The 21,343-nt window shown below is 43.2% G+C and carries 19 protein-coding genes, 1 other RNA gene and 1 pseudogene; 13 read left to right on the top strand and 8 right to left on the bottom strand.

Annotated elements, in window-relative coordinates; genetic code table 11:
* Positions 1 to 129: 129 nt before the first annotated feature.
* Positions 130 to 552, bottom strand: a complete 423-nt coding sequence (locus tag B9T38_RS06595; protein ID WP_086196104.1) for a hypothetical protein — start codon at positions 550 to 552, stop codon at positions 130 to 132.
* 474 nt (positions 553 to 1,026) lie between these two features.
* Between B9T38_RS06595 and B9T38_RS06590 the strand changes: the two genes are divergently transcribed.
* The 4 genes from B9T38_RS06590 to B9T38_RS16740 all read left to right on the top strand — a co-directional run bounded on the left by B9T38_RS06590 (position 1,027) and on the right by B9T38_RS16740 (position 4,115).
* Positions 1,027 to 1,374 (top strand): hypothetical protein, encoded by a 348-nt coding sequence (locus B9T38_RS06590; protein WP_251992213.1) that lies wholly within the window; start codon positions 1,027 to 1,029, stop codon positions 1,372 to 1,374.
* 218 nt (positions 1,375 to 1,592) lie between these two features.
* A complete protein-coding gene (locus B9T38_RS06585; RefSeq protein ID WP_086196022.1) occupies positions 1,593 to 3,449 on the top strand; it encodes a mechanosensitive ion channel in 1,857 nt (618 codons plus the stop codon).
* Positions 3,450 to 3,664: 215 nt separating this feature from the next.
* A complete protein-coding gene (locus B9T38_RS16745) occupies positions 3,665 to 3,823 on the top strand; it encodes a hypothetical protein (RefSeq protein WP_166167747.1) in 159 nt (52 codons plus the stop codon).
* Positions 3,824 to 3,962: 139 nt separating this feature from the next.
* The gene (locus tag B9T38_RS16740; protein WP_166167744.1) at positions 3,963 to 4,115 is read left to right on the top strand and encodes a hypothetical protein; all 153 of its coding nucleotides are present in this window, start codon (positions 3,963 to 3,965) and stop codon (positions 4,113 to 4,115) included.
* 15 nt (positions 4,116 to 4,130) lie between these two features.
* Here B9T38_RS16740 and B9T38_RS06580 read toward each other — a convergent pair whose 3' ends face one another.
* Positions 4,131 to 5,330 carry a BaiN/RdsA family NAD(P)/FAD-dependent oxidoreductase gene (locus B9T38_RS06580; protein WP_086196021.1) on the bottom strand — a complete coding sequence of 400 codons (1,200 nt, stop codon included), beginning with the start codon at positions 5,328 to 5,330 and terminating at the stop codon, positions 4,131 to 4,133.
* A 54-nt stretch (positions 5,331 to 5,384) separates the two neighbouring features.
* The gene (locus tag B9T38_RS06575; RefSeq protein WP_086196020.1) at positions 5,385 to 6,266 is read right to left on the bottom strand and encodes a 1-aminocyclopropane-1-carboxylate deaminase/D-cysteine desulfhydrase; all 882 of its coding nucleotides are present in this window, start codon (positions 6,264 to 6,266) and stop codon (positions 5,385 to 5,387) included.
* 272 nt (positions 6,267 to 6,538) lie between these two features.
* On the opposite strand from B9T38_RS06575, the gene B9T38_RS06570 reads away from it, so the two are divergent.
* The 4 genes from B9T38_RS06570 (at position 6,539) to B9T38_RS06555 (ending at position 9,607) form a co-directional block, all read left to right on the top strand.
* A complete protein-coding gene (locus B9T38_RS06570; RefSeq protein WP_086196019.1) occupies positions 6,539 to 6,730 on the top strand; it encodes an NF038215 family lipoprotein in 192 nt (63 codons plus the stop codon).
* Positions 6,731 to 7,156: 426 nt separating this feature from the next.
* Positions 7,157 to 7,780, top strand: coding sequence for a LysE family translocator (locus B9T38_RS06565; protein ID WP_086196018.1), 624 nt, complete (start codon positions 7,157 to 7,159; stop codon positions 7,778 to 7,780).
* A gap of 400 nt (positions 7,781 to 8,180) precedes the next feature.
* Positions 8,181 to 8,627 (top strand): ABZJ_00895 family protein, encoded by a 447-nt coding sequence (locus tag B9T38_RS06560; RefSeq protein ID WP_086196017.1) that lies wholly within the window; start codon positions 8,181 to 8,183, stop codon positions 8,625 to 8,627.
* A gap of 71 nt (positions 8,628 to 8,698) precedes the next feature.
* Entirely contained in the window at positions 8,699 to 9,607 is a 909-nt protein-coding gene (locus tag B9T38_RS06555; RefSeq protein WP_086196016.1) for a TIGR01777 family oxidoreductase, read from the top strand.
* Here B9T38_RS06555 and thiO read toward each other — a convergent pair.
* Together thiO and hemB are read right to left on the bottom strand one after the other, a co-directional pair.
* The gene (gene thiO / locus B9T38_RS06550; protein WP_086196015.1) at positions 9,593 to 10,717 is read right to left on the bottom strand and encodes a glycine oxidase ThiO; all 1,125 of its coding nucleotides are present in this window, start codon (positions 10,715 to 10,717) and stop codon (positions 9,593 to 9,595) included. The genes B9T38_RS06555 and thiO overlap by 15 nt on opposite strands.
* Before the next feature lie 18 nt (positions 10,718 to 10,735).
* Positions 10,736 to 11,749, bottom strand: coding sequence for a porphobilinogen synthase (gene hemB, locus B9T38_RS06545; protein ID WP_086196014.1), 1,014 nt, complete (start codon positions 11,747 to 11,749; stop codon positions 10,736 to 10,738).
* A gap of 102 nt (positions 11,750 to 11,851) precedes the next feature.
* Between hemB and B9T38_RS06540 the strand changes: the two genes are divergently transcribed.
* The 3 genes from B9T38_RS06540 to B9T38_RS06530 all read left to right on the top strand — a co-directional run bounded on the left by B9T38_RS06540 (position 11,852) and on the right by B9T38_RS06530 (position 15,296).
* Positions 11,852 to 12,352 (top strand): thioesterase family protein, encoded by a 501-nt coding sequence (locus B9T38_RS06540; RefSeq protein ID WP_086196013.1) that lies wholly within the window; start codon positions 11,852 to 11,854, stop codon positions 12,350 to 12,352.
* Between the two features lie 256 nt (positions 12,353 to 12,608).
* Positions 12,609 to 13,760: an HlyD family secretion protein gene (locus B9T38_RS06535; protein ID WP_086196012.1), complete on the top strand. Its 1,152-nt coding sequence runs from the start codon at positions 12,609 to 12,611 to the stop codon at positions 13,758 to 13,760.
* Between the two features lie 6 nt (positions 13,761 to 13,766).
* A complete protein-coding gene (locus tag B9T38_RS06530) occupies positions 13,767 to 15,296 on the top strand; it encodes a DHA2 family efflux MFS transporter permease subunit (RefSeq protein ID WP_086196011.1) in 1,530 nt (509 codons plus the stop codon).
* Between the two features lie 50 nt (positions 15,297 to 15,346).
* Here the strand turns inward: B9T38_RS06530 and glpK are convergent, their stop codons facing one another.
* Positions 15,347 to 16,831: a glycerol kinase GlpK gene (gene glpK / locus B9T38_RS06525; RefSeq protein ID WP_086196010.1), complete on the bottom strand. Its 1,485-nt coding sequence runs from the start codon at positions 16,829 to 16,831 to the stop codon at positions 15,347 to 15,349.
* A gap of 132 nt (positions 16,832 to 16,963) precedes the next feature.
* Between glpK and ssrA the strand changes: the two genes are divergently transcribed.
* Positions 16,964 to 17,323: a transfer-messenger RNA gene (ssrA, locus tag B9T38_RS06520) on the top strand.
* A gap of 169 nt (positions 17,324 to 17,492) precedes the next feature.
* Positions 17,493 to 17,582 (top strand): annotated as a pseudogene (locus B9T38_RS16960) (Arm DNA-binding domain-containing protein); the annotation flags it as partial.
* Between the two features lie 243 nt (positions 17,583 to 17,825).
* On the opposite strand, the gene B9T38_RS06515 reads toward B9T38_RS16960, so the two are convergent.
* Entirely contained in the window at positions 17,826 to 19,271 is a 1,446-nt protein-coding gene (locus B9T38_RS06515; RefSeq protein WP_086196009.1) for an amino acid permease, read from the bottom strand.
* 417 nt (positions 19,272 to 19,688) lie between these two features.
* A complete protein-coding gene (pdxR, locus tag B9T38_RS06510; protein WP_086196008.1) occupies positions 19,689 to 21,191 on the bottom strand; it encodes a MocR-like pyridoxine biosynthesis transcription factor PdxR in 1,503 nt (500 codons plus the stop codon).
* Positions 21,192 to 21,343: the final 152 nt, after the last annotated feature.

Raw genomic sequence — 21,343 nt, 5'->3', positions numbered from 1 at the left:
GCAAGGGAGGGATTAAAATGAATAATTTATCTCGTGAAAATTGAATCCCCCTAAATCCCCCTTTTTCTAAGGGGGACTTTCTTTAGGCATAAAAAAACCTCCGTACAGGAGGTTTTTGATTGAAGTAGTTTAGTGGACAAACATATCAATAAATTCGCGGATTTCCTGAATTGCAGTTTCCACATCGCTGGTCAGCCAGGTAGGTTCAAATATACCGGCATAATGTTCAAGTCGTTCTTGGGGAACCACCAGACGGATCGGACATTCTTCTTCTAGTAAGCGCCAAGGAATAATGGGTACTTCATTGTCTATGAACGGGGCAATATTGCGAATGTCGATCACCATGGCATTGATGCATTCAGGAAACGGCATCACAGAAAATTCTTCGGTACGACGGCGGAAATATTCCAGATCACCCCATTTAAGCACATAACTTGGTTTACTAAATTCAATAATTCCAATGAGATGTTCATCACGAGTGTAATGCAAACAACATTGATGAGTGACGTCAGTGTCCAAATCAAGCGTTACAGATTGCTGACGATACGCCATAAAGTTAAGCAGCATGAAAAACGGTGCATAATTATAGCTCATTTTAAGCCTTTCAGCACCTAAAGCATGTTTCATCATGAAAGCTTAGACAGGTTTAAAAATCGGTTAATTTTCTTATTTTAAAAACCGCAACTTAAACCCCTATCTTTTGCATGGTTAAATTTTGCTGGGGCTTAAAGTAAAATAATAGTGTCTTGCTCCAGATATAAAAATGGAATAAAAGTCCTCTTTACTGCGATAAAAGCAACAGCAGCAGTAATATTAAAAGAGCTATAGAAAAGAATGATAGCCTGACTGAAAATTGAATCGACACAATCTTCTTGCCTTAAAATATTTAAACAGCTGTTTTCTGAATTGCTGTTTTTTAAGTGAAAATTACAAGTCTTCACCATGTCACTATGCTTTTATACATAATTCATCAGGAAATATGGTTAATATAAATACATGGAATGAGATAAAAAAAGGGGAAAAAACATGACACATGATTTTAATAAACTGCCTCATGTTACGAGTGAAGAAGAAAGATCTCAGAAAAAACGTTTGCCAGTGTATATCCTCCTTCTTGTGGGTGTATTCTTCATTGCCGTACTGGTTTACATGTTTGCCTATACTAAACCGCAATCATCAAATGCTCCTCCAGGACATCCTGACCCTAGTGCCCAACCTGCCACACCAAATAATACCGCCACTACCGGTACTGCAACGGCAACAGATGAGGCAGTCGCTACAGATGCCGATACTGTAACAGAACCGGGTGAAAAAAGTGCAATAGGTGAGGCTGCCGATAATGTGGGGACAGGCATTAGTAACAAAAATCAGTAGGGATTCAAATCATTCATTTAAAGCTCTAATTTGAAAGGATTAGGGCTTTTTTGCAATCTAATGTGCGCTTTTGTTGTATTTATGCTGGTTTGTATTGAATAAAAAATAATCGAATTCTAATGTGTTCTTAACTTCATCATTTTAGGGTGAACTGAGCCAACATAACCCAGTATTCATCTATAGAAATTCAATAAGTAATAACAAGAGGACATGACAATATGAATGAGTATTTTTCTGGAGGCCCTAGAGGGGGTGAATTTGATGCGATGTATTATTGGAATCAGTTTCATCCTATTCTCGCTGCCATCGCCATTTTAATCATAGGTTGGATTGTTGCCCTTATTATTGCGGCAGGAATTAAAAAAGTTTTACAAAAGCTTGGAACAAATCAAAGACTTTCGGGTGCGACAGGACATCGCGCCAATATTGAAAGCATTGTTTCGCGTATTGTCTTTTGGATCGTGATGATCATTGCCGTTATAGGTGCTTTTAATGTGCTGAATCTCACCAGCGTGAGTGGGCCATTTAGCAATATGATTCAGCAATTCCTGTTATTTATTCCTCAACTTTTGGCGGCTATTGCGGTCGGTTTTATTGGCTGGATTGTAGCAAATCTGGTCAAGATGGGGCTACAAAAACTGTTGGACAGAACTGAACTGGACGAAAAATTAAGTGCTGATGTGGGCGTCAGTCCTATTAGCCAAAACATTAGCGAGATTGTGTATTGGCTGATTTTGTTATTGTTCCTGCCAATTGTACTGTCTATTTTAGGCTTAACCGGCTTGCTTGTTCCAGTACAGAACATGGTGAATGAAGTTGTTTCATTCTTGCCGAATATCTTTATTGCTGCTGTGATTGTATTTGTTGGTTATATTCTGGCAAAAATTGTACGCGGTATTGTTGAAGGTCTGGTGGGCAGTTTGAATCTCCAGCAACATGCCCAGAAAATCGGGATGTTTAAAAATTCTAATCTGTCACAGGTACTGGGCTCATTTGTCTTTGCGATTATTATCATTACCGCCCTAATTATTGCCTTCGAAGCTTTAGGCATTCAGGCAATTTCACAACCGGCCACAGCCATGTTGTACGAAATCATGAATGCCATTCCGCATATTATTGCAGCGGCTCTGATTCTTATTCTGGCTTATGTGGTATCGCGCTTTGTGGCTAAACTGGTGGTAGACATTGTCTCTGGAACGGGCGTGGATGAAATTCCTGCCAAAATGGATGCACAACGCTTTTTAGGCAAGACCAAAGTATCTTCAATTATTGGTTACCTGATTGTGTTCTTTACCATGTTGTTTGCGGTATCTGAAGCAGCGAACCGGCTTGGTTTTGAGCAGATCAGTGCACTGATTTCGATGTTTATCCAGTTCGGTGCCAATATCCTGCTCGGTGCAGTGATTCTGATGATTGGCTTCTGGCTTGCTAATCTGGTCGCCCAAGTGATTGGACGAGGTGAATATGTCAGTTCACGCTGGCTGGCAAATCTTGTTCGTATATTGATTATGGGACTGGTGATTGCTATGGGGTTGCGTGCAATGGGTATTGCCGATTCCATCGTCAATCTGGCCTTCGGTTTAACCTTGGGAGCCGTCGCTGTTGCCTTCGCATTGGCTTTTGGTTTAGGTGGGCGAGATCCGGCACAACGTGTCTTGACCGACTTGATTGATAAATGCAAAAAAGAGGCGAAGCAGCCTAATCCGCATCAGGAAAATTCAAGACCAGGTTCTGATACTTCAGTACATAAATCTTCTGAATTGGAAATCGATGGCGGAGTACCAGCAACCTCTACTTCTAACAAACCTGTAACGGTGAGTTCATTTCCAATCTCAGATCAAAAAGAAACGCTCACTCCTGATTTATCTAACCCAACTCCTGCCTCATTAACCACTGCACCACAAGAGGCACAAAAAACGGATTCAGATCAGAGTATTCCGGATTCTGTTCGTGTTGATCCCAAGCATCCGCCAGTAAATAATCCTTTTGGATCCACGGGGGAAAAAGAGTCTGATGTCGATCTTAAGAGTGACAAAGGTCCAAATAATCCTGGCTCCAGTGATGATAAAAAATAATCGCTAGAACCAGAAAAATCCACTACATGAGCACAAACAAAGCGCTGCTTTGTTTGTGCATAAGGGATGGGGATGTTTTTTGCAGCTCTATTGTTATGAAGCAGTCAGTAAAATGACTGAATTTTCTATTGCAAGCCTGAGACTCGTTAAAAAAATGTATTGTCAAAATTAGGGACGGATCGTCAACAGACCCTAATTCTGAACAGGAGAGCAAAATGAGTAAAAGAGAACCGAATAAGTTTCTTATACCAATTGTAATCGCAGGTATAACAGTTGGGTTTCTTATGAGTGCATATAAATTTATATTTGCCAAACTTAAAGTTGAATATCAACAGAAAAGCCCAGAATATCGAGAAAATTTAGATAAAAAATAATCAATAAATGCTCGATTGTTGGCATGTATTATGCTAAATATAATTGTAATGTTTCAAGAATATAAAGACTTAGTTTTAATATTCTTGAAATATTCATCATTCTATACTAGGACGTATAAATAATTATTGAGGGGAAATTATGATGTTAGTTAAGAAACTTTTAGGTTTAGTCGGGCAAGCATTTCAACAAGACTGCCAACATACACAAGCAGTTGCAAAGATGGATCAAGCAATTGTGCGTATGCAGCAGAAGCAGCATATTGAAATTTTACGTACGGACTATTTAGAATAATTTAGTTGCAATGGATTAAACATATTGCGATGCGGCATGTGCAGAGGCCCATGCCCATTGAAAATTAAACCCGCCTAAATGACCAGACACATCCAGAACTTCACCGACAAAGTACAAGCCTTTCTGTTTCTTACTTTCCATGGTCTTGGACGATACTTCCGTGGTATCTACACCACCCAAAGTCACTTCCGCAGTCCGGTAGCCTTCAGTTCCAGACGGTTTCACTTCAAAATGCTGTAGATGTTTGGCAATCTGTTCCAGTTTATCGTCACTCAAATTACCGATTGCTATATCGGCCAGTTCTGCCCATATGAGATTTTGCAGTTCCAGCACCACACTTTTTGGCAAATGCTCATTCAACAGGGTACGTAGCAGCACTTTAGGCTGGCTGGATTTTTTAGCTTTAAAAAATTCTACCAAGTCGAGGTAAGGCAGAAAATTGATATTAAAGCTTTGACCGACATTCCAGTAGTTAGAAAGCTGTAATGAACTTGGACCACTTAAACCACGATGGGTAAACAGCAAGGCTTCAGTAAAACTGTTTAAATCATTGGATAGGGTGGCATCGACCGCATTACCGCTTAAACGGGTAGTCACTTCTTTAAACTGGTCGGAAAAAGTAAAGGGCACCAAGCCTGCACGGGTCGGGTGCACATGATGGCCGAACTGTTTGGCAATCTCATAACCAATACCCGAGCCGCCAAGTGTAGGAACAGACAAACCACCCGTTGCCACAACCACAGATTCAGCCTGAAAATAACCTAAAGTAGTTGCAACTTGGAAACCTTGCTCATTCACTGCCGTCACTGCTTTGACTTCACAACCGGTTTTAATGTCGACCAGACCGGTTTTGTCACATTCAGCCAGCAGCATAGCCAAAATTTCTTTGGCACCCTTTAAGGTAAATAACTGACCGTGTTTGCGCTCTTCATATTCAATCCCGTGTTCACACACCAGACCAATAAAGTCCCAGTTGGTATAGCGGCTTAAGGCCGAGATTACGAAGTGCGGATTATGTGAAATATAGTTTTCAGGTTCGACGTACAGGTTGGTAAAATTACATTTACCACCACCGGACATCAGAATTTTTTTACCCACCTTGTTGGCTTTTTCCAGTACCACAACTTTACGACCACGCTGGGCCGCCATAAATGCCAACATCAGACCGGATGCACCTGCACCTAAAACAATGACATCATACTGATTTGTAGACATGAGCAACCCGCGGGAGATAAAAACAGGGCATTATAGACAATTTTGCGCTCAATTTCAGGATAGATCTGCATCTGGATGCCGACCTTGCAGACCACCCGTATGAATTACCAGAATACGGCTGCCTGCCGGAAAATGGTTTTGGGCAATTAAATCCATCAGACCGTACGTCATCTTCGCAGTATAAACCTGCTCTAAAGGAATGTGGTGCTCGGCTTCAAAGCACTGCATAAACTGTAATAGCTCAGAACTGGTCTTGGCATAACCGCCACAGCAATAGGCATCGGTGATTTTCCAGTTTTTCTTTGTTGTCCATTGCTCGACATCCGACTTTAAAAAATCGCCTTTTAAGGCCGAAAAACCCAGCACAGTTTGATGAGCAGCACTGGCTTCAATTAATCCTGTAATTGTTCCGCCTGTTCCAACGGCACAGCAGATCACATCATAATTGTGTTGGTCTCCGGCTGTTAAAATTTCCTTGCAGCCCTGAATGGCAAGAGAATTGGTTCCACCTTCGGGAATGATGTAATGCTCTGGATAGCTCTGTTGTAATTGTGCAAGAAAATCAGAACTGGTTTTTTCACGATATTGTTGGCGGGAGACAAAATGCAGTTGCATACCAGATTGTTGCGCTGTGGCAAGGGTAGGATTGAGTGCTTTATCTTTGAGTTCTTCACCGCGAATAATGCCTACACTGGCAAAGCCAAACAGATGTGCTGCATAAGCGGTGGCAGCAATATGATTGGAGTAGGCACCGCCAAAAGTCAGGACTTTTTTAAAGCCTTGCTGCTCTGCTTCCAGAAAATTGTATTTCAGTTTAAAAAACTTGTTGCCCGAAATTTGAGGATGAATCTGATCCAAACGCTTCACAGTCACTGTAACGGGGGCATTCAGCTGAATGTGCTGATAAGTGACTGACTGGGCAATATGGTCAAACATTTCATTATGGTCCATAAATATGAGATTGTATTGTACGTAAAATAGGAGGATCTATGGCACGCTGTTTTCATCAGGATCATCAAAGTGATATTTTAATATAAGGAGTGACCTGACAATAGTTATTGAAGATTTTTGTTCTTGCTCATATTCATAGAAGCCTTATTTGTAAATATATCTTAAATAATTGAATTAAAATGATAAAAATAATGATTGAAAAATACTCATTAGTGTTAATCTAAAAGATATAACAATGATGAAAAAGAGGATATGTGATGAAGACGCTATCCGTGGGTTTATCTGTTTGCGTGCTGCTATTGCTGACAGCATGTGATGCGAAAGATGATTATAATAAGCCAAAAACCGAAGTTCGTAGCATGATTATTGGCGGTGTGCCGGTGCATGATCAAGATTATCGGCTTGCTCCGCTTGGCGCACGTGAAATCCAGCCAATGGCTCAAGAGTAAACTGAGCGGAAACCGATATTTAATCTCGCGCTAAATCAAGCTTGACCTGCCAATTGGCAGGTCTGAATTGATATGTATCTAAAAAATTATTACTGAAATGATGTGCTGATTTTTTTCTATTTGAGTACTGTCATAAAAATATATGTATGCAGCTAATTTCATTGTAACTGTAACGATCTTTACCATATAAACCTTTATTTTATATTCTTCCATATCTATCGCTACGCAGCAGCCATACTTCTGTTCATTTCATCCATTTTCTAATAAATGAGGGATTTGATGTGCCTACTTAGTGATTTATTAGGTGATTGATTTAATTCTTGGTGAATGATGCGGTGAAATTCTGAAAAAGAGGTGAAATTCAGGGAGATATTCAGCCTTTTAAATTGTAAAATTGCCGAGGAATTAATTTCAGTAGGTGGACTTGTGGAATCATTTTGGATTTTGGGCTCAATTGCATTTGCCTTAATGTTAGGTGCAATGAGTCCTGGACCGACTTCGATTTATGTCGCTAAAAATTCAATTGCGATTTCACGTCAGCATGGTGTGTTTACCGCTTTAGGTACAGGCACAGGCGCTGCCATTTTTGGCTTGTTGGCCGTACTCGGATTACAGGCATTTTTATTGGCGGTGCCATCTGCCTATCTGGCTTTAAAAATCTGCGGTGGCATATATCTACTCTGGTTGGCTTTTAAAATTATTAAACATGCCAAAGAACCGATTGAATCTGAGCATAGTTCGCAAGCCCAAATGTCCTTACGCCGTGCATTTACTACAGGCCTGATTACTCAGCTTTCCAATCCGAAAATTGCAATTGTGCTGGCCAGTATTTTTACTGCACTTTTACCCAAAGAAATTCCGACTTATTATTATTTTGTGTTACCCATTTTGTGCTTTTTTATTGATGCAGGGTGGTGCTCACTGGTTGCAGTGGCCTTGTCGGCAGAAAAGCCACGTCGTGTCTATTTGAAATTTAAAGCAGGTTTTGACCGTGCTGCAGGCGGCATCATGACTTTACTGGGCTTGAAGTTAATCTTTGGAATGAAATAAATCACGGCATGGGTAAATCAATTTTGAATGGTTTACTCATTTGTTATTTTATAAAAAGAGTGATTTATGCAAGAAGTGTATAAATCTATTCCCAGACTTAACGTTAGGATTAAAATAGAATGTAGAAAATAAAAGACCGACGATTCGAGTGATGATGAAATCGTCGGTCAAAAAATCTGTTGCAAGTTTTAGCTTGGGCTGCTGTTCCTAACTAAAACTTGAAACCAAGTTTATTGCTTTAGAAAAGTTCACCGAAAATATTGTGGATGCCGGTACAAATTAACGGTTCATGAACTTCATACCTTATATAACGCAGAGCTTTACAGATTGGTTGACAATAAAATGAAAAAAAACTCATTTTTTTTTATACTGATCATCTAAAAGTTGCTTATGCAGGCTCATTGTGTCATTAACCCGATATTTTTTATGGTTTTTTCTCTTCTGTTTTATTTTTACCTGTATCTGTGGTGTATTGGCTGCTTTACTGCCAACCGGCATGGGCGGAATTCTGACCATTGTGCCTTATTTAACAGCCATGATTTTAGTGCTGTATAAGTTTTTAAAACAACAACGACGAGCACCAACCGCTCAAGAACAAAAAAAAATTACTTTGGGGTTTAGCCTGATTTTCTGGGGCTATAACCTGGCCTTTTTATTGCTCGGCATTGTCCTTTTTGCCAAGAATGATCCCGAAGTTTGGCAGAATTTTCTTTTATATCTCAAAAATACACAATTTATGAGTATGGTACTGATCATGGTCTTGCTCGTTGCCATTCCACTTTATCTTTTGACCTATTGGTTTTATGGTAAACAGGCGAAGCGCATGGCGCAAAAAATGTTTGGCTAAACGACCCTGATGTAGGCTTGAGTTTTATACCGTCTTGATCTATAGATAAGAAAAACATGAGTACGTCTAAAATGCAAAAAGCATGTGTCTTGATTACCGGGGGCAGTGGTTTTATCGGCTCGCATCTGTTGTCTTATTTGCTGGCTCGTGATTATGCCGTGGTGGGACTGACCCGCCAGAAAAATAAACGCTCAAATCATCCCGATCTGACCTGGATTCAGCATTTAGATGAACTAAAAACCGACCGCATTGATTATGTCATCAACCTGGCTGGTGAAAGTATTGGACAGGGACGCTGGACAGCGAAAAGAAAACAACAACTGATGAAGAGCCGGGTAGAAACCACGCAGCAGCTCTATCGATACCTGGAAAAAAGACAGATTTTTCCAAAGCGGATTATTTCCGGTTCCGCAGTCGGATATTACGGTATAGATCCGACTGAACAATGGTTAGAAACATATACAGAACTGTCTGCACCACAGTCTATTTTTATGTCGGAATTGTGCCAGTTATGGGAGCAGGCAGCCCTCAGTTTTACGCAGCAAAAAACCAAGATTATTCGTCTTGGCATTGTGTTTGGGAAAAATGGCGGAATTTTACCGCGTATGTTATTCCCCATTAAACTGAATCTGGTGGGACAGATTGGACATGGGCGGCAACCTGTAGTCTGGGTGCATGTGCAAGATGTGCTGCGTGCCATCGAATTTTTAATGCTCAATGAAACTGAAGCACAAATATTTAATCTCGTGTCACCTGAAAAAGTCTCGCAAGCGCAGTTTGTTAAAACAGCGGCACAAGTTTTAAAACGTAAACCTGTGTTCTTTTTACCGGCTTTCGTGTTGCGATGGATGCTGGGTGAGCAGTCACAACTGGTATTAAATGGTCAATATGTCGCGTCCATAGCCCTGCAAGAGGCCGGTTTTGAGTTTAAATATCCGACCTTGAACAGCGCTTTAGAAGATATATTAGTGAACCATTAACTCTGCTTCAGATTTGAGACGCGCAGGGCTATAAGCTGCCGGGTTTACGAGAGGAGTTTGGCCCAGCATCAGCTGTCTGAGCAATTGTGCAGAGGCAGGCCCCATACATAAGCCGTTACGGAAATGTCCAAAGTTGGCCCACAAATTTTCCATCTCGGGTATTTTGCCGACGTAAGGAATACCCGTTGGGGAGCCGGGTCTTAAACCGGCCCACTGTTTTTCGATAGGGAACGCTGCCAGTTCGGGAACCATCTCGAAACAGGCTTCTAAAATTTTCTGCTTGGTTGCTACTGTTGGGGTGGTGTCAAAACCGCAATCCGCCATGCTGGAACCACAGACCACATGACCGTCCAGACGTGGAATTAAATACATCACATCATTCATGCACATGGTCGGTAACCAGTTTGCCGGGGTTTTAAACAGCACCATCTGTCCCTGAACCGGACGAACTGGAATCTCAAGATCCAGTTGTTCAGACCAGCGCTGCGACCATGCGCCGGTGGTGATCACAAACTGATCCGCATCATAAGTTTTGCCATTTTTAGCAGCTACGGACTGGACTTGGCCATTGGCGATATTGAACTGCTCAATCGGGCAGTGTTCAATAAATTCGACTTGTGGATGCTGCTTTAAATAGGCCACCATGGATTGCAGTAAGCGCGGGTTTCTGACATTGGCAATCTGGGGGAAATAAATGGCGTGTTGAAATTTGGCGTCAATAAAAGGATTTAGCTGTTCAATCTGTTCCTGTTGTAAATATTCACATTGCTGCATTGGTTCCTGAAACTGCTCGGCATAATTCAGACCGCTTTCAAAATCAGCTTCATCAAAAATCAGCATACCGCTTTCATGAATTTCAAAATCAATGCCTGACACAGGCTTTAACTTTTTGTTCCAGTCTAAATACAATGACTTGCCATATTGCGCCAGCTGATTTACGGCTTGCGGATAGCGCCACGGATACATCGGGGAGAGAATCCCACCACCCGCCCAGGAGGCAGCTTTTCCTGCCTGCTGCTGATCGAAAATCATCACGGAACATCCCTGTTCCACCAGCTCTAGAGCAGACAGCAGACCGCTAATGCCTGCTCCAATAATGGCAATTTTCATCGCTTAGACCACAAATCCTTATTTCATGTCTTTTAGTTTAAGAGCCGCTTCTTCGGCAAAGTAGGTCCAGATGCCATCAGCACCGGCACGGCGGCAACTCATCAGTGATTCAATAATCACGCTGTCGGACAGCCAGCCATTTTGAATGGCACCCGCCAGCATGGCATATTCACCGCTGACCTGATAAACGAAAGTCGGCACGCCAAAGGTATCTTTCACTTCACGGACGATATCCAGATAAGGCATACCCGGTTTGACAATCACCATGTCTGCACCTTCCTGAATATCCAGGGCAATTTCATGTAGGGCTTCGGCACGGTTGCCAATATCCATCTGGTAATTGTATTTGTTGCCGCCTTTTAAGTTGCTGGATGAACCAACAGCATCACGGAAAGGGCCATAGAAGCTGGAAGCGTATTTGGCTGAGTAAGCCATGATGTTGGTATAGATATGACCATTGGCCTCTAAAGCCTGACGAATTGCACCAATCCGGCCATCCATCATGTCACTCGGCGCAACCACATCTGCACCGGCTTCAGCATGACTTAAGGCTTGTTTAATCAGACATTCTACCGTTTCATCATTTAGCACATAGCCTGTGTTATCAATGATGCCGTCCTGACCATGCGTAGTATACGGGTCTAAAGCACCATCCGTGATCAGCACCATTTCTGGCAATTCTTTTTTTAGCAGGCGAACGGTATTTTGGACCAGACCATCTTCACGCCATGCAGCTTCGGCGGACAGACTTTTGTCTTCTTGTGGAGTAACAGGGAAGAGCGCTAATTTAGAAACGCCCAATTCCAGTAGACGTTCGGATTTTTTTAACAGTAGGTCGGCAGACAGACGCTGTACATTCGGCATACTTGGAATGTCTTGGGTTTGGTTCTGTCCCGGAAGGACGAATACTGGGTAAATGAGATGATCGGTCGTCAGCTGGGTTTCACGTACCATGGCACGTAATTTGTCATTTTTACGGATGCGGCGCATGCGGGTAGCGGGAAATGCTGGACGATTGAACGTATAGGTCATAACAATCTCAATGATCAGTATTAAACTTTGGCTATTGTAGCCCTAGAATATGTTTTTGGGTGATGTTTAACAGATTTTTATTCAATCAGGAAATTCGAGCGAATGGTAAACGAAACAGAAAAAAGTTGGACCGGTCATATACATTTCGGCTCGAAAGTTGATATTGATGTATTGCTGAACCAGTTATGCAAGGCTTTTAATAAATCTCCTTTTTTTCAGCACAATGGCATGAACATGCGGGTGGTAGATGGGCAGATTGAAGCCCATATCGACATGCAGCCGTATATGATTGGCAATGTGGCATTTCAGATTTTGCATGGCGGTGTTGCGGCGACCATTTTAGACAGTATTGGCGGAATTGTGGCCATGGGGGAGCTATACAAGAAAGCAACGTCTGATGATTTGCCCGAGACCATTAAGAAGGTATCCCGTTTGGCAACAGTTGATATGCGGGTCGATTATCTTGCACCGGGTCGCGGCAATTCTTTTACTGCACGTGCCGAGACTTTGCGTTTAGGTCGGAAAGGTTGCACCATGCGCATGACCTTAGTCAATGATGAAGACAAAGCGATTGCAACCGCCATCGCTTCTTATGCTTATTAAACTTGTTTGAAGCCAGCTAAGTAGAAGTCAGGTCAATATGTGGCATTGGATGAAAATCCGGTGCTGAATTTGTTTTGGAAACTGGTGAGTTACATTTTTATTCTCAAAATATGATTTTTTACTCTTAAAATGCATCAAAAATTTTTACAAGAATAACGTCTCATCAAGATGAGCTTACTACGATCTAGATGCCTATTGTCAAGGTGGCAGATCAGGGCTGCTTGCTGATGGGGGCTGTTGGATTTAGGAAACATGCATGACAGATGTTCAAATTACGCCGCCAGATGCTCAACAGTCTGAACAGGTGACTGACCAGCAACTCAAGGCAAAACGAAAAAAGGCTTTGGGATTTGTGGCACTGATTTTAATCCTTGCTGTGATTTTATATGCCATCTGGACATTATTTTTCAATCATTCTGTTGATACCGATAATGCCTATGTAGGTGCAGAAACGGCCTCAATCACTTCTATGGTCACCGGACAAGTCGAACAGGTATTGGTCAGTGATACTCAAACGGTCAAAAAAGGTCAGTTGCTGGTTCGAGTTGATCAGCGCGATGCGGAAATCGCTCTTGCTGCAGCCAAAGCAGAACTGGTCAAGGCACAGCGTCAATATAAACAGACGCAAGCCAATAGCAGCTCACTGAATTCACAAATTTTTGTCAGTGATGATGCGATTCATAGTGCTGAAGCCAAAGTGGCCGAGGCCAAAGCTGAAATGGATAAGGCACAAGATGATTTAAGCCGTCGTGAAAAACTCAGTGCCTCTGGCGCCATTTCTAAAGAAGAACTCAGTACGGCACAAAGCGCACTGAATACCGCCAAAGCGGTTTATGAATCGGCACAAGCCGGTTTGGCACAAGCTAAATCCAGCCAAAAAGCGGCACAAAGCAATTTGGCGGCCAATGAAGCACTGATTCGCGGCGCCAATGAAAATAGCACGCCTGATGTTTTGGTGGCACAGGCCAAATTAAAGCAGGCTGTGTTAGATCTGGAGCGTACTGAAATCAAGGCTCCTTTTGATGGGGTGGTGACACGCCGTAATATTCAGGTTGGTCAGCGTGTGGCACCGGGCACTGTCCTGATGATGGTGGTGCCGACCTCACAACTGTATGTTGATGCCAACTTTAAAGAAAGCCAGCTGGAAAAAGTCCGTCCCGGTCAAAATGTAATCCTGACTTCTGACTTGTATGGAGATTCCGTTGAATATCACGGCACGGTACAAGGCTTCTCTGGCGGAACCGGTTCAGCCTTTGCGCTGATTCCGGCACAAAATGCGACGGGTAACTGGATTAAGGTGGTTCAGCGCTTGCCGGTTCGCATCAAGCTTGATTCTAAAGAACTGGCTGAACATCCGTTACGGGTGGGACTGTCTATGGAAGCGAAGATCGATTTGTCTTCGAAGTAGTCATTTATGAATAACTACGCTCCTATACCGAACCTGACTGGCGGCCGCCTGCTTCTGGCAGCATTTGTACTGGCCTTTGCCAATTTTATGGTCGTGCTGGACATGACCATTGCCAATGTCTCGGTTCCGCATATTACCGGTAGCCTTGCGGTTTCTGCATCGCAAGGGACCTGGGTGATTACCTCCTATGCCGTTGCCGAAGCCATTTGTGTGCCTTTAACCGGCTGGCTGGCTGGACGCTTTGGCACGGTCCGGATCTTTGTCATCAGCCTGTTCGGTTTTACCTTATTTTCTGTGTTATGCGGTTTATCCACCAGTCTGGAAATGCTGGTATTTTGCCGAATTGGACAAGGCCTGTTTGGCGGGCCGATTATGCCGCTCAGTCAAACCCTGCTGATGCGTATTTTCCCACCGGAGAAACAGTCGCAGGCGATGGGCATGTGGGCCATGACTACAGTTGTTGGACCCATTTTGGGGCCAATTCTGGGCGGGACTATTAGTGATAACTGGTCATGGCACTGGATTTTCTTTATCAATATCCCGGTCGGGTTGGGCTGTGCATTTGCTGCAATGCGTTTGCTGAAATCTGCTGAAACAGCAACCAATACACTCAAAATTGATATGGGCGGATTAATGCTTCTGATTTTATGGATTGGGGCATTGCAGCTGATGCTGGATTTAGGCCATGAGTATGACTGGTTTAATCATCCCTTTATTGTTATTTTGGCCATGATTGCCTTGATCGGGCTCATCGTTTTTACCATTTGGGAACTCACCGAGTGCCATCCGGTAGTGAATATCCAGATCTTTAAATATCGTGGATTTACCATTTCCGTTTTGGCTTTAGCCTTTGGTTTTGGGGCCTTTTTTGGCAGTATTGTCATGATTCCACAATGGTTACAGGTGAATCTTGGCTATACCGCCACTTGGGCAGGTTATTTGACTGCAACCATGGGTTTTGGCAGTTTGCTGATGTCGCCCATTGTGGCCAAACTGGCGACCAAATATGATCAGCGGGCTTTGGCCAGTTTTGGTTTATGTCTGCTGGGCGGGGTGACCCTGATGCGGGCCTTCTGGACTACTGAAGCCGACTTTATGGCCTTGGCATTGCCGCAAATCTTGCAAGGTTTTGCCGTACCGTTTTTCTTTATTCCACTCTCCAATATGGCTCTGGCTTCAGTATTGCCGCAAGAAATGGCTTCTGCTGCCGGTTTGATGAACTTCCTCAGAACCATGGCCGGGGCAATTGGAGCGTCGATTGCCGTTACCATTTGGGATGATCATGCAAAGGTGGCACGTAGCGAGATGGCCGGAAGCTTGCATGTGGATGAGGTGCAAAATACGCTGACCCAAAGAGGAATGAGTCCAGAAAGCAGTTTGGGCTATATTTCGAGTCTGGTCGATAAAGAAGCATCTACCTTATCTGCTAACCATGTATTTTTAATTCTGGCGCTGGTGTTTGTTTTTGCCGCACTGATTATCTGGCTATGTCCAAAACCCAAAAATGGTGTCACCGGTGGTGGACATGCACATTAATCAAAAACCGCTTTTCGAAGCGGTTTTTGATTATCTTGGATATGAAGATATTAAATATCTGATTTAGCACGCTTTAATGCAGTTTGCCATTTGCTTAGATGAAACTGGCGCTGGTCTTGATTCATATTGGGTTCAAAAGCCCGCTCCAGTTGCCATGATGCAGAAATATCTGACATGCTGGAAAATACGCCAGCTTTTAATCCGGCCATGGCTGCTGCACCCCAAGCGGTAGATTCCAGCATTTTAGGGCGCAATACCGGCACATTTAAGATATCTGCCTGAAACTGCATCAGCATGTCATTGCTACTCGCACCGCCATCGACGCGCAGTTCCTTTAAGGGATGGGTAATATCGGATTGCATGGCCATCAGGACATCGGAGACCTGAAAGGCTATCGATTCCAAAGCTGCACGGGCAATATGGGCTTTATTGGTCCCACGGGACATGCCGCAGAGCAGGGCACGGGCATCACTGTCCCAATGCGGAGCACCGAGTCCGGTAAAAGCCGGCACCAAAACTACGCCGTCGGTATCTTTTACCTGACAAGCCAGCTGTTCGACTTCACGACTGTTTTGAATAATCCCTAAACCATCACGTAACCATTGCACAATGGCACCCGCCATAAATACACTGCCTTCCAATGCATAAGTGGTTTTTTCATGACATTGCCAGGCTAAGGTGCTCAAGAGCTTGTTGTGGCTAAATTGCACCTGATGCCCCGTATTGAACAGCATGAAGCAACCCGTGCCATAGGTATTTTTTGCACTACCCACTTCAAAGCAGGACTGGCCAAACAGGGCCGATTGCTGATCGCCCAAAATTCCCATAATTGGGATATTTGCGCCCAATAAACCTGTAGCCGTGTCTGCCATATAGCTATCCGAAGCAATAATTTGCGGCAGAACTGAACGCGGGATATTAAACAGCTGTAGCAATTCTTCATCCCAGGCCTGAGTTTGCAGATTCATCAGCATAGTACGGGAGGCATTGCTGGCTTCAATGACATGTTCTGTACCTTGGGTCAGATTCCACATCAGCCAGCTATCGACTGTTCCAAAAGCCACATGTCCCTGTTGTGCCAGATCACGCAGACCTTCGATATTTTCCAGCAACCAGACCAGTTTTCCGGCACTGAAATAAGGGTCAATCAATAAACCGGTTTTCTGCTGGATTTTATTCTGTAAATTTTTTTGCAGAAGCTGATTACACCATTCAGTTGCACGTCGATCTTGCCAGACAATTGCAGGGGCAAGCGGCTTGCCATTGCGTTTATCCCAAACCATGGTGGTTTCACGCTGATTAGTCAGTCCAATGGCTTTGATATCTTTGGCCAGAATACGGGCCGAGGCGAGGGCCTGCTGCACAACTGCAATTTGTGTGGTCCAGATTTCCTGTGCATCCTGTTCTACCCAGCCTGAATGTGGGGTAGAGATATGTATCTCACGCTGAGCTGTTGCTTGAACTTTTCCCTGTTCATTGAAGATAATCGCACGGCTAGAGGTGGTTCCCTGATCGAGTGCAAGTAAATAGCTCATAATTTTTTTCTTTTATAGGACTTGAAAAATAAAATATTAGCGCAATTATTGAATTAATCGCATCTGTTTGTGTAAATGTTTAAAAAACTCGCTGCGGGTTTAAACATTTATGTTATGATTGCGGTCTACTTTGGGGATGTTTCTGGCTTCGACGCTGGTGATGAAACTCATAGATGCATGTCGAGAGCGCATTTTCTCTCGTAAATCAAATTTGCATTTTAATAGTCGCAAACGACGAATCATACGCTCTAGCTGCCTAAGGGCAGCTTGTCCGCCTCTCCAAATACTTGTGGTTAGAGAGTCCGACTGAAGCGCACGCACACAAGTCCGTATAAAGCCAAGCCTCGGGGCTTTGTACTAAACTTAGAGGATCGCGATTTGTACCCTGTTCGTCGGGTCACAAAGAGTTAAAACAATAGACGATATCTAAGCATGTAGTATTCTCGAGCGTAGTGCTGGCGGACGCGGGTTCAACTCCCGCCATCTCCACCAAATACCTAACAAGACATGGCAAAATATGCCAAGTCTTAAAACGAAAAGGCTTGATTCTTAACGGATCAAGCCTTTTTTTATACCTGTATATAACTGAGCTTAACCGAGTATATGAGTTTGTATCATATCGTGTATCATTGATAAGTAATTGAAACCACTGTGATACACAATAAAGCGTTCAGATATTAAAAAGCGCCCTTTATCAGATACAGTATTAGGAAATCTAAAATCTGAAGATAAGGACTATCGGGAACTTGATTTTGTTCGCCATGTTATCCAAGAAAAAAAAGATCTATAAAATGGGAGATTATTTAAGGCATATTAGGCAGATGATGCCCGACTATTGAGAACGTTGTTACTATTTATATCCGATAAAAAGAACAGCAGTTTTTGAATGATAAAAGATCTTTTATTGTTATTGGTAGGTGAAAGTTTAGATTAACGATTCACCTACCAGCCGGGTCTGATTCTGTCCCCAAGATTTATGTTATCAGCTTGAGCGTTAAATATTGTCGCTCAGGTTTATTCTATTTTGCGAAATTTTTTTTTGTGAATCTTTACCCCAATTGAATTTTTGTGCACAGATGCCTAATCCCACAATAAAGAGTGCAAGCAAGCTGGTATAAGTCACTTCTTTGAAATATGTTCCTTCAACCAGCATGGTAATCAGGGCACCAATAATAAAGAAGATTGCCAGATAAGTCAGCCAGGGGAATAACCACATTTTAAAGTCAATCACTTGTCCTTCCGCTTCTAATTTCTTACGCATACGTAATTGAGAAAAAGCAATGGTGAGATAGACATAGAGTGCCGCTGTACCTGTCGCTAACATAAAGATGTCGTAGACATTCATACTTTCAGTGGCCGTCAGGTAGGTTGCCAATAAAGCGAATGATGATGACACCAGAACACCCATCCAAGGACTACCATTACGGTTGATTAAACCAAAACTTTTCGGTGCATCACAACGTTTTGACAATGAAAACAGCATACGTGAACAGGTATAGAGTGCAGAGTTAAAACAGCTACACACTGAAGTCAGGACCACAAAATTGACAATGTGTTTTGCTTCTGGAATACCGAGTGCAGTTAAGGTCACACTATAGGTTCCCCAAGTTGGGTCTTTGAGTAGTGGGTTGTTATGTGGAATGAGGCAGACGGTAATAAGCATTGAACCGACATAGAACAACATGATACGCCATACCACTGAGTTCGATGCTTTACGGATTTCACGAGCAGGATTTTGTGATTCTGCGGCAGCCACCGTCACAATTTCAGCGCCAATGTAGGCAAACATAACCCCGAGTAATGCCGTGATTACCGCAGAGAAACCATTGGGCATGAAACCTTCAGAGGTTAAATGGGTAATACCTGTCGCACCTGCTTGGCTCCATGGCCATAAGTGCATGACGGCCAAGCTACCAATGACTAAGAAAATAACGATTGCGATCACTTTGATCAGTGCAAACCAAAACTCAAATTCACCATAGTTTTTGACATTTTGTAAGTTAACGACAACCAATGACACAATAACTAGGAGCATATAGCCCCAGATGGGGATAAACGGAAACCAGCTGTTGAGAATTTTACCTGCGACATACGCTTCCCAGCCCATCAGTAAGGCCCAAGAACACCAATACAGCCAGCCAATGGTAAAACCTGCCCAGCGGCCAATTGCACGATCAGCATAGGTTGAGAATGAACCGCTATCCGGGTTGAGAACGGCCATCTCACCCAGCATGCGCATGATTAATAGAATGAGCAATCCACCAAAAGCATAGGCCAAAATTGCAGCGGGACCTGCCGAGTAGATTACATTACCAGAGCCAATGAACAGTGAGCCACCAATTACCCCGGCAATCGAGATCATTGTAAGATGACGTGACTTAAGTCCACTTTTTAAGCCGTGTGATGAATCGGGCGTGGAGACATGTTGATGTTCTGCCATATAATTTCCCTTAATATCCATAGTGTAACAGCAATAGAGCTCTCTACCTTGTGTACACTATCTATCCTTTGAAACTGTAACCGAATTCGCAATCACTTCATTAATTTTAAGTTAAACTTAATAAAGTTGATGTTTCTATAAACACATGAAAAATCACACTTTGATTACAAAACTGTTACATGCTGTTTATGTATGCTGCTAATTTCTCTTTTTTGTTGTCAGGTGACGAGAGCCATTTTTTAGCTATTGAAGGGAGCCAATTGCTTTAAAAAGGTGAAAATTACAGAAAGAAATGTTTACAGAAAAATAAAGACTAAATAAAATGAAGTGGCCATAAAAGGTTTTACTCCTTGTTTAAAAACCGGCCGATAATATATTGATTTTAAAAATAAAATTTTAATTAGAATCTGAATTTTACTAGTTTAAAGTATGAATTCCATTGTCGCGCAAGCATTTCAACAGTACGCCGAAAGCCACCAATATTTCTTGTTCCCTCACGCAGGCGAAACCGAGCAGTAATCCTTTCTGCCGGGTAGAATAGTGCTTGGTATAGTATTGCGATAGGGCTCTGACCTTAATACCTTGATCAAGTGCATTCGATGCAATCAGGACATCATCACTGCTGCTTGGCAGTTTTAAAATCAGGTGTAGGCCTGCTGCCGTGTTGTATTCGTGCAGAAAATCTTCACCTAAATGACGCTGAATTAAATCAATCAGAAATGCATGGCGTTTACTGTAGAGTAAGCGCATGCGTCGGATATGCGCCTCATAATGGCCTTCACGGATAAATTCTGCCAGTGCCTTCTGATCAATTAAATGTCCACCGCGATAGAGTTCTGCGGCCACAATGCGTAGCGGGGAAAACAGTTTCTTCGGAACCACCAGATAGCCGATACGCAGTGCAGGATAAATGGTTTTGCTGAATGTGCCCATATAAATGACCGGGGAATCAGGTTCCAATCCTTGTAAAGACGGATAGGGCTGGCCTGAAAACCTGAATTCACTGTCATAATCATCTTCCACAATCCAGCTTTTATGCTGCCGGGCAATTGCAAGCAGCTGTTTGCGCCGTTCCAGGCTTAGATGCGAACCTAGGGGATACTGGTGGGAGGGTGTAACAAAGATCAGCTTGGGGGGTACTTTGGGATCAAGATCAGGAATAATGCCTTCCTGATCGACCGGCAGTGAACGCAGATTGACCCCGTTAATGCGCAAAATGTTGCGGGCGCCCCAGTAGGCTGGATCTTCGATCCAGACTTCATCGCCAATGTCGCTCAAGGTACGCGAGACTAAATCAATGGCCTGATGGGTGCCTTCGGTAATAATGATCTGATCGGCATCGCATTGCACCGAACGTGCAATTTTCAGATATTCCGCAAGTTCTTGGCGCAGTTCCAGACAGCCGCCGGCATTGCTGTAAATCAAGCGGGTAATTTCCGGTTCACGGCTCAAACGGGTCTGAATTTTGCTAAAAATGTGATGCGGAAACTCTGTCACATCCGGCGCACCGGGAACAAAAGCACCCCATTGATAAGGCGAAGCTGCTGAATAGCCGATTAAGTAAGAACCGCGCTGAGACAAGCTGTAACTTTGCTGAGATTTTTTTTCTTGAATAGGGGCGTTGCTATTTTCCGCCTTGACTAAAAAGGATTCGGGCAGCTTATCTGTGACCCAGGTGCCTTGCCCTGTGCGGGCATCGACATACCCTTGTGCCTGTAATTGTTCATACGCGCTTAATACCGTATTGCGGGAAACCTTGATCTCTTTGGCCAGATCGCGGGATGCCGGCAGGCGAGTCTTGGGCGCCAATACGCCGTCAATTATGGCATTGCGTAAGCAGCGAAATAATCGCAGCTGCAATGTTCCATCGATATCTTGCTGTAAGCGCTGCAGCAAATAGTCTCCAAGCAAGCTACGCAATTGGCTCTCTCCTACAAATTCAAAGTGGCTCTCGTGAGAGCGATATCGGTATGTGCAAAATAATCTGGTCAGGCAGTAATTGTAAAGTATCCCGTTGTTGCGCAGTGCATGTAAATACGGGCCTGTAAACGGCAGGCAATATACACATATCT

Origin of the sequence: Acinetobacter sp. ANC 4218, assembly GCF_002135245.1 — a bacterium.
Classification (GTDB): Bacteria; Pseudomonadota; Gammaproteobacteria; order Pseudomonadales; family Moraxellaceae; genus Acinetobacter.
The sequence above is the reverse complement of the archived record's forward strand: the minus strand, read 5'-3'. Positions and strand labels throughout refer to the sequence as shown.

Coding starts and splice junctions, on each gene's coding strand:
- B9T38_RS06555 (WP_086196016.1), top strand. CDS start 8,699: ATGCAAAAAGCATGTGTCTTGATTACCGGGGGCAGTGGTTTTATCGGC.
- B9T38_RS16740 (WP_166167744.1), top strand. CDS start 3,963: ATGATGTTAGTTAAGAAACTTTTAGGTTTAGTCGGGCAAGCATTTCAA.
- B9T38_RS06595 (WP_086196104.1), bottom strand. CDS start 552: ATGGCGTATCGTCAGCAATCTGTAACGCTTGATTTGGACACTGACGTC.
- B9T38_RS06575 (WP_086196020.1), bottom strand. CDS start 6,266: ATGTTTGACCATATTGCCCAGTCAGTCACTTATCAGCACATTCAGCTG.
- B9T38_RS06535 (WP_086196012.1), top strand. CDS start 12,609: ATGACAGATGTTCAAATTACGCCGCCAGATGCTCAACAGTCTGAACAG.
- hemB (WP_086196014.1), bottom strand. CDS start 11,749: ATGACCTATACGTTCAATCGTCCAGCATTTCCCGCTACCCGCATGCGC.
- B9T38_RS06580 (WP_086196021.1), bottom strand. CDS start 5,330: ATGTCTACAAATCAGTATGATGTCATTGTTTTAGGTGCAGGTGCATCC.
- B9T38_RS06570 (WP_086196019.1), top strand. CDS start 6,539: ATGAAGACGCTATCCGTGGGTTTATCTGTTTGCGTGCTGCTATTGCTG.
- B9T38_RS06530 (WP_086196011.1), top strand. CDS start 13,767: ATGAATAACTACGCTCCTATACCGAACCTGACTGGCGGCCGCCTGCTT.
- B9T38_RS06590 (WP_251992213.1), top strand. CDS start 1,027: ATGACACATGATTTTAATAAACTGCCTCATGTTACGAGTGAAGAAGAA.
- B9T38_RS06540 (WP_086196013.1), top strand. CDS start 11,852: ATGGTAAACGAAACAGAAAAAAGTTGGACCGGTCATATACATTTCGGC.
- B9T38_RS16745 (WP_166167747.1), top strand. CDS start 3,665: ATGAGTAAAAGAGAACCGAATAAGTTTCTTATACCAATTGTAATCGCA.
- B9T38_RS06515 (WP_086196009.1), bottom strand. CDS start 19,271: ATGGCAGAACATCAACATGTCTCCACGCCCGATTCATCACACGGCTTA.
- thiO (WP_086196015.1), bottom strand. CDS start 10,717: ATGAAAATTGCCATTATTGGAGCAGGCATTAGCGGTCTGCTGTCTGCT.
- B9T38_RS06585 (WP_086196022.1), top strand. CDS start 1,593: ATGAATGAGTATTTTTCTGGAGGCCCTAGAGGGGGTGAATTTGATGCG.
- glpK (WP_086196010.1), bottom strand. CDS start 16,831: ATGAGCTATTTACTTGCACTCGATCAGGGAACCACCTCTAGCCGTGCG.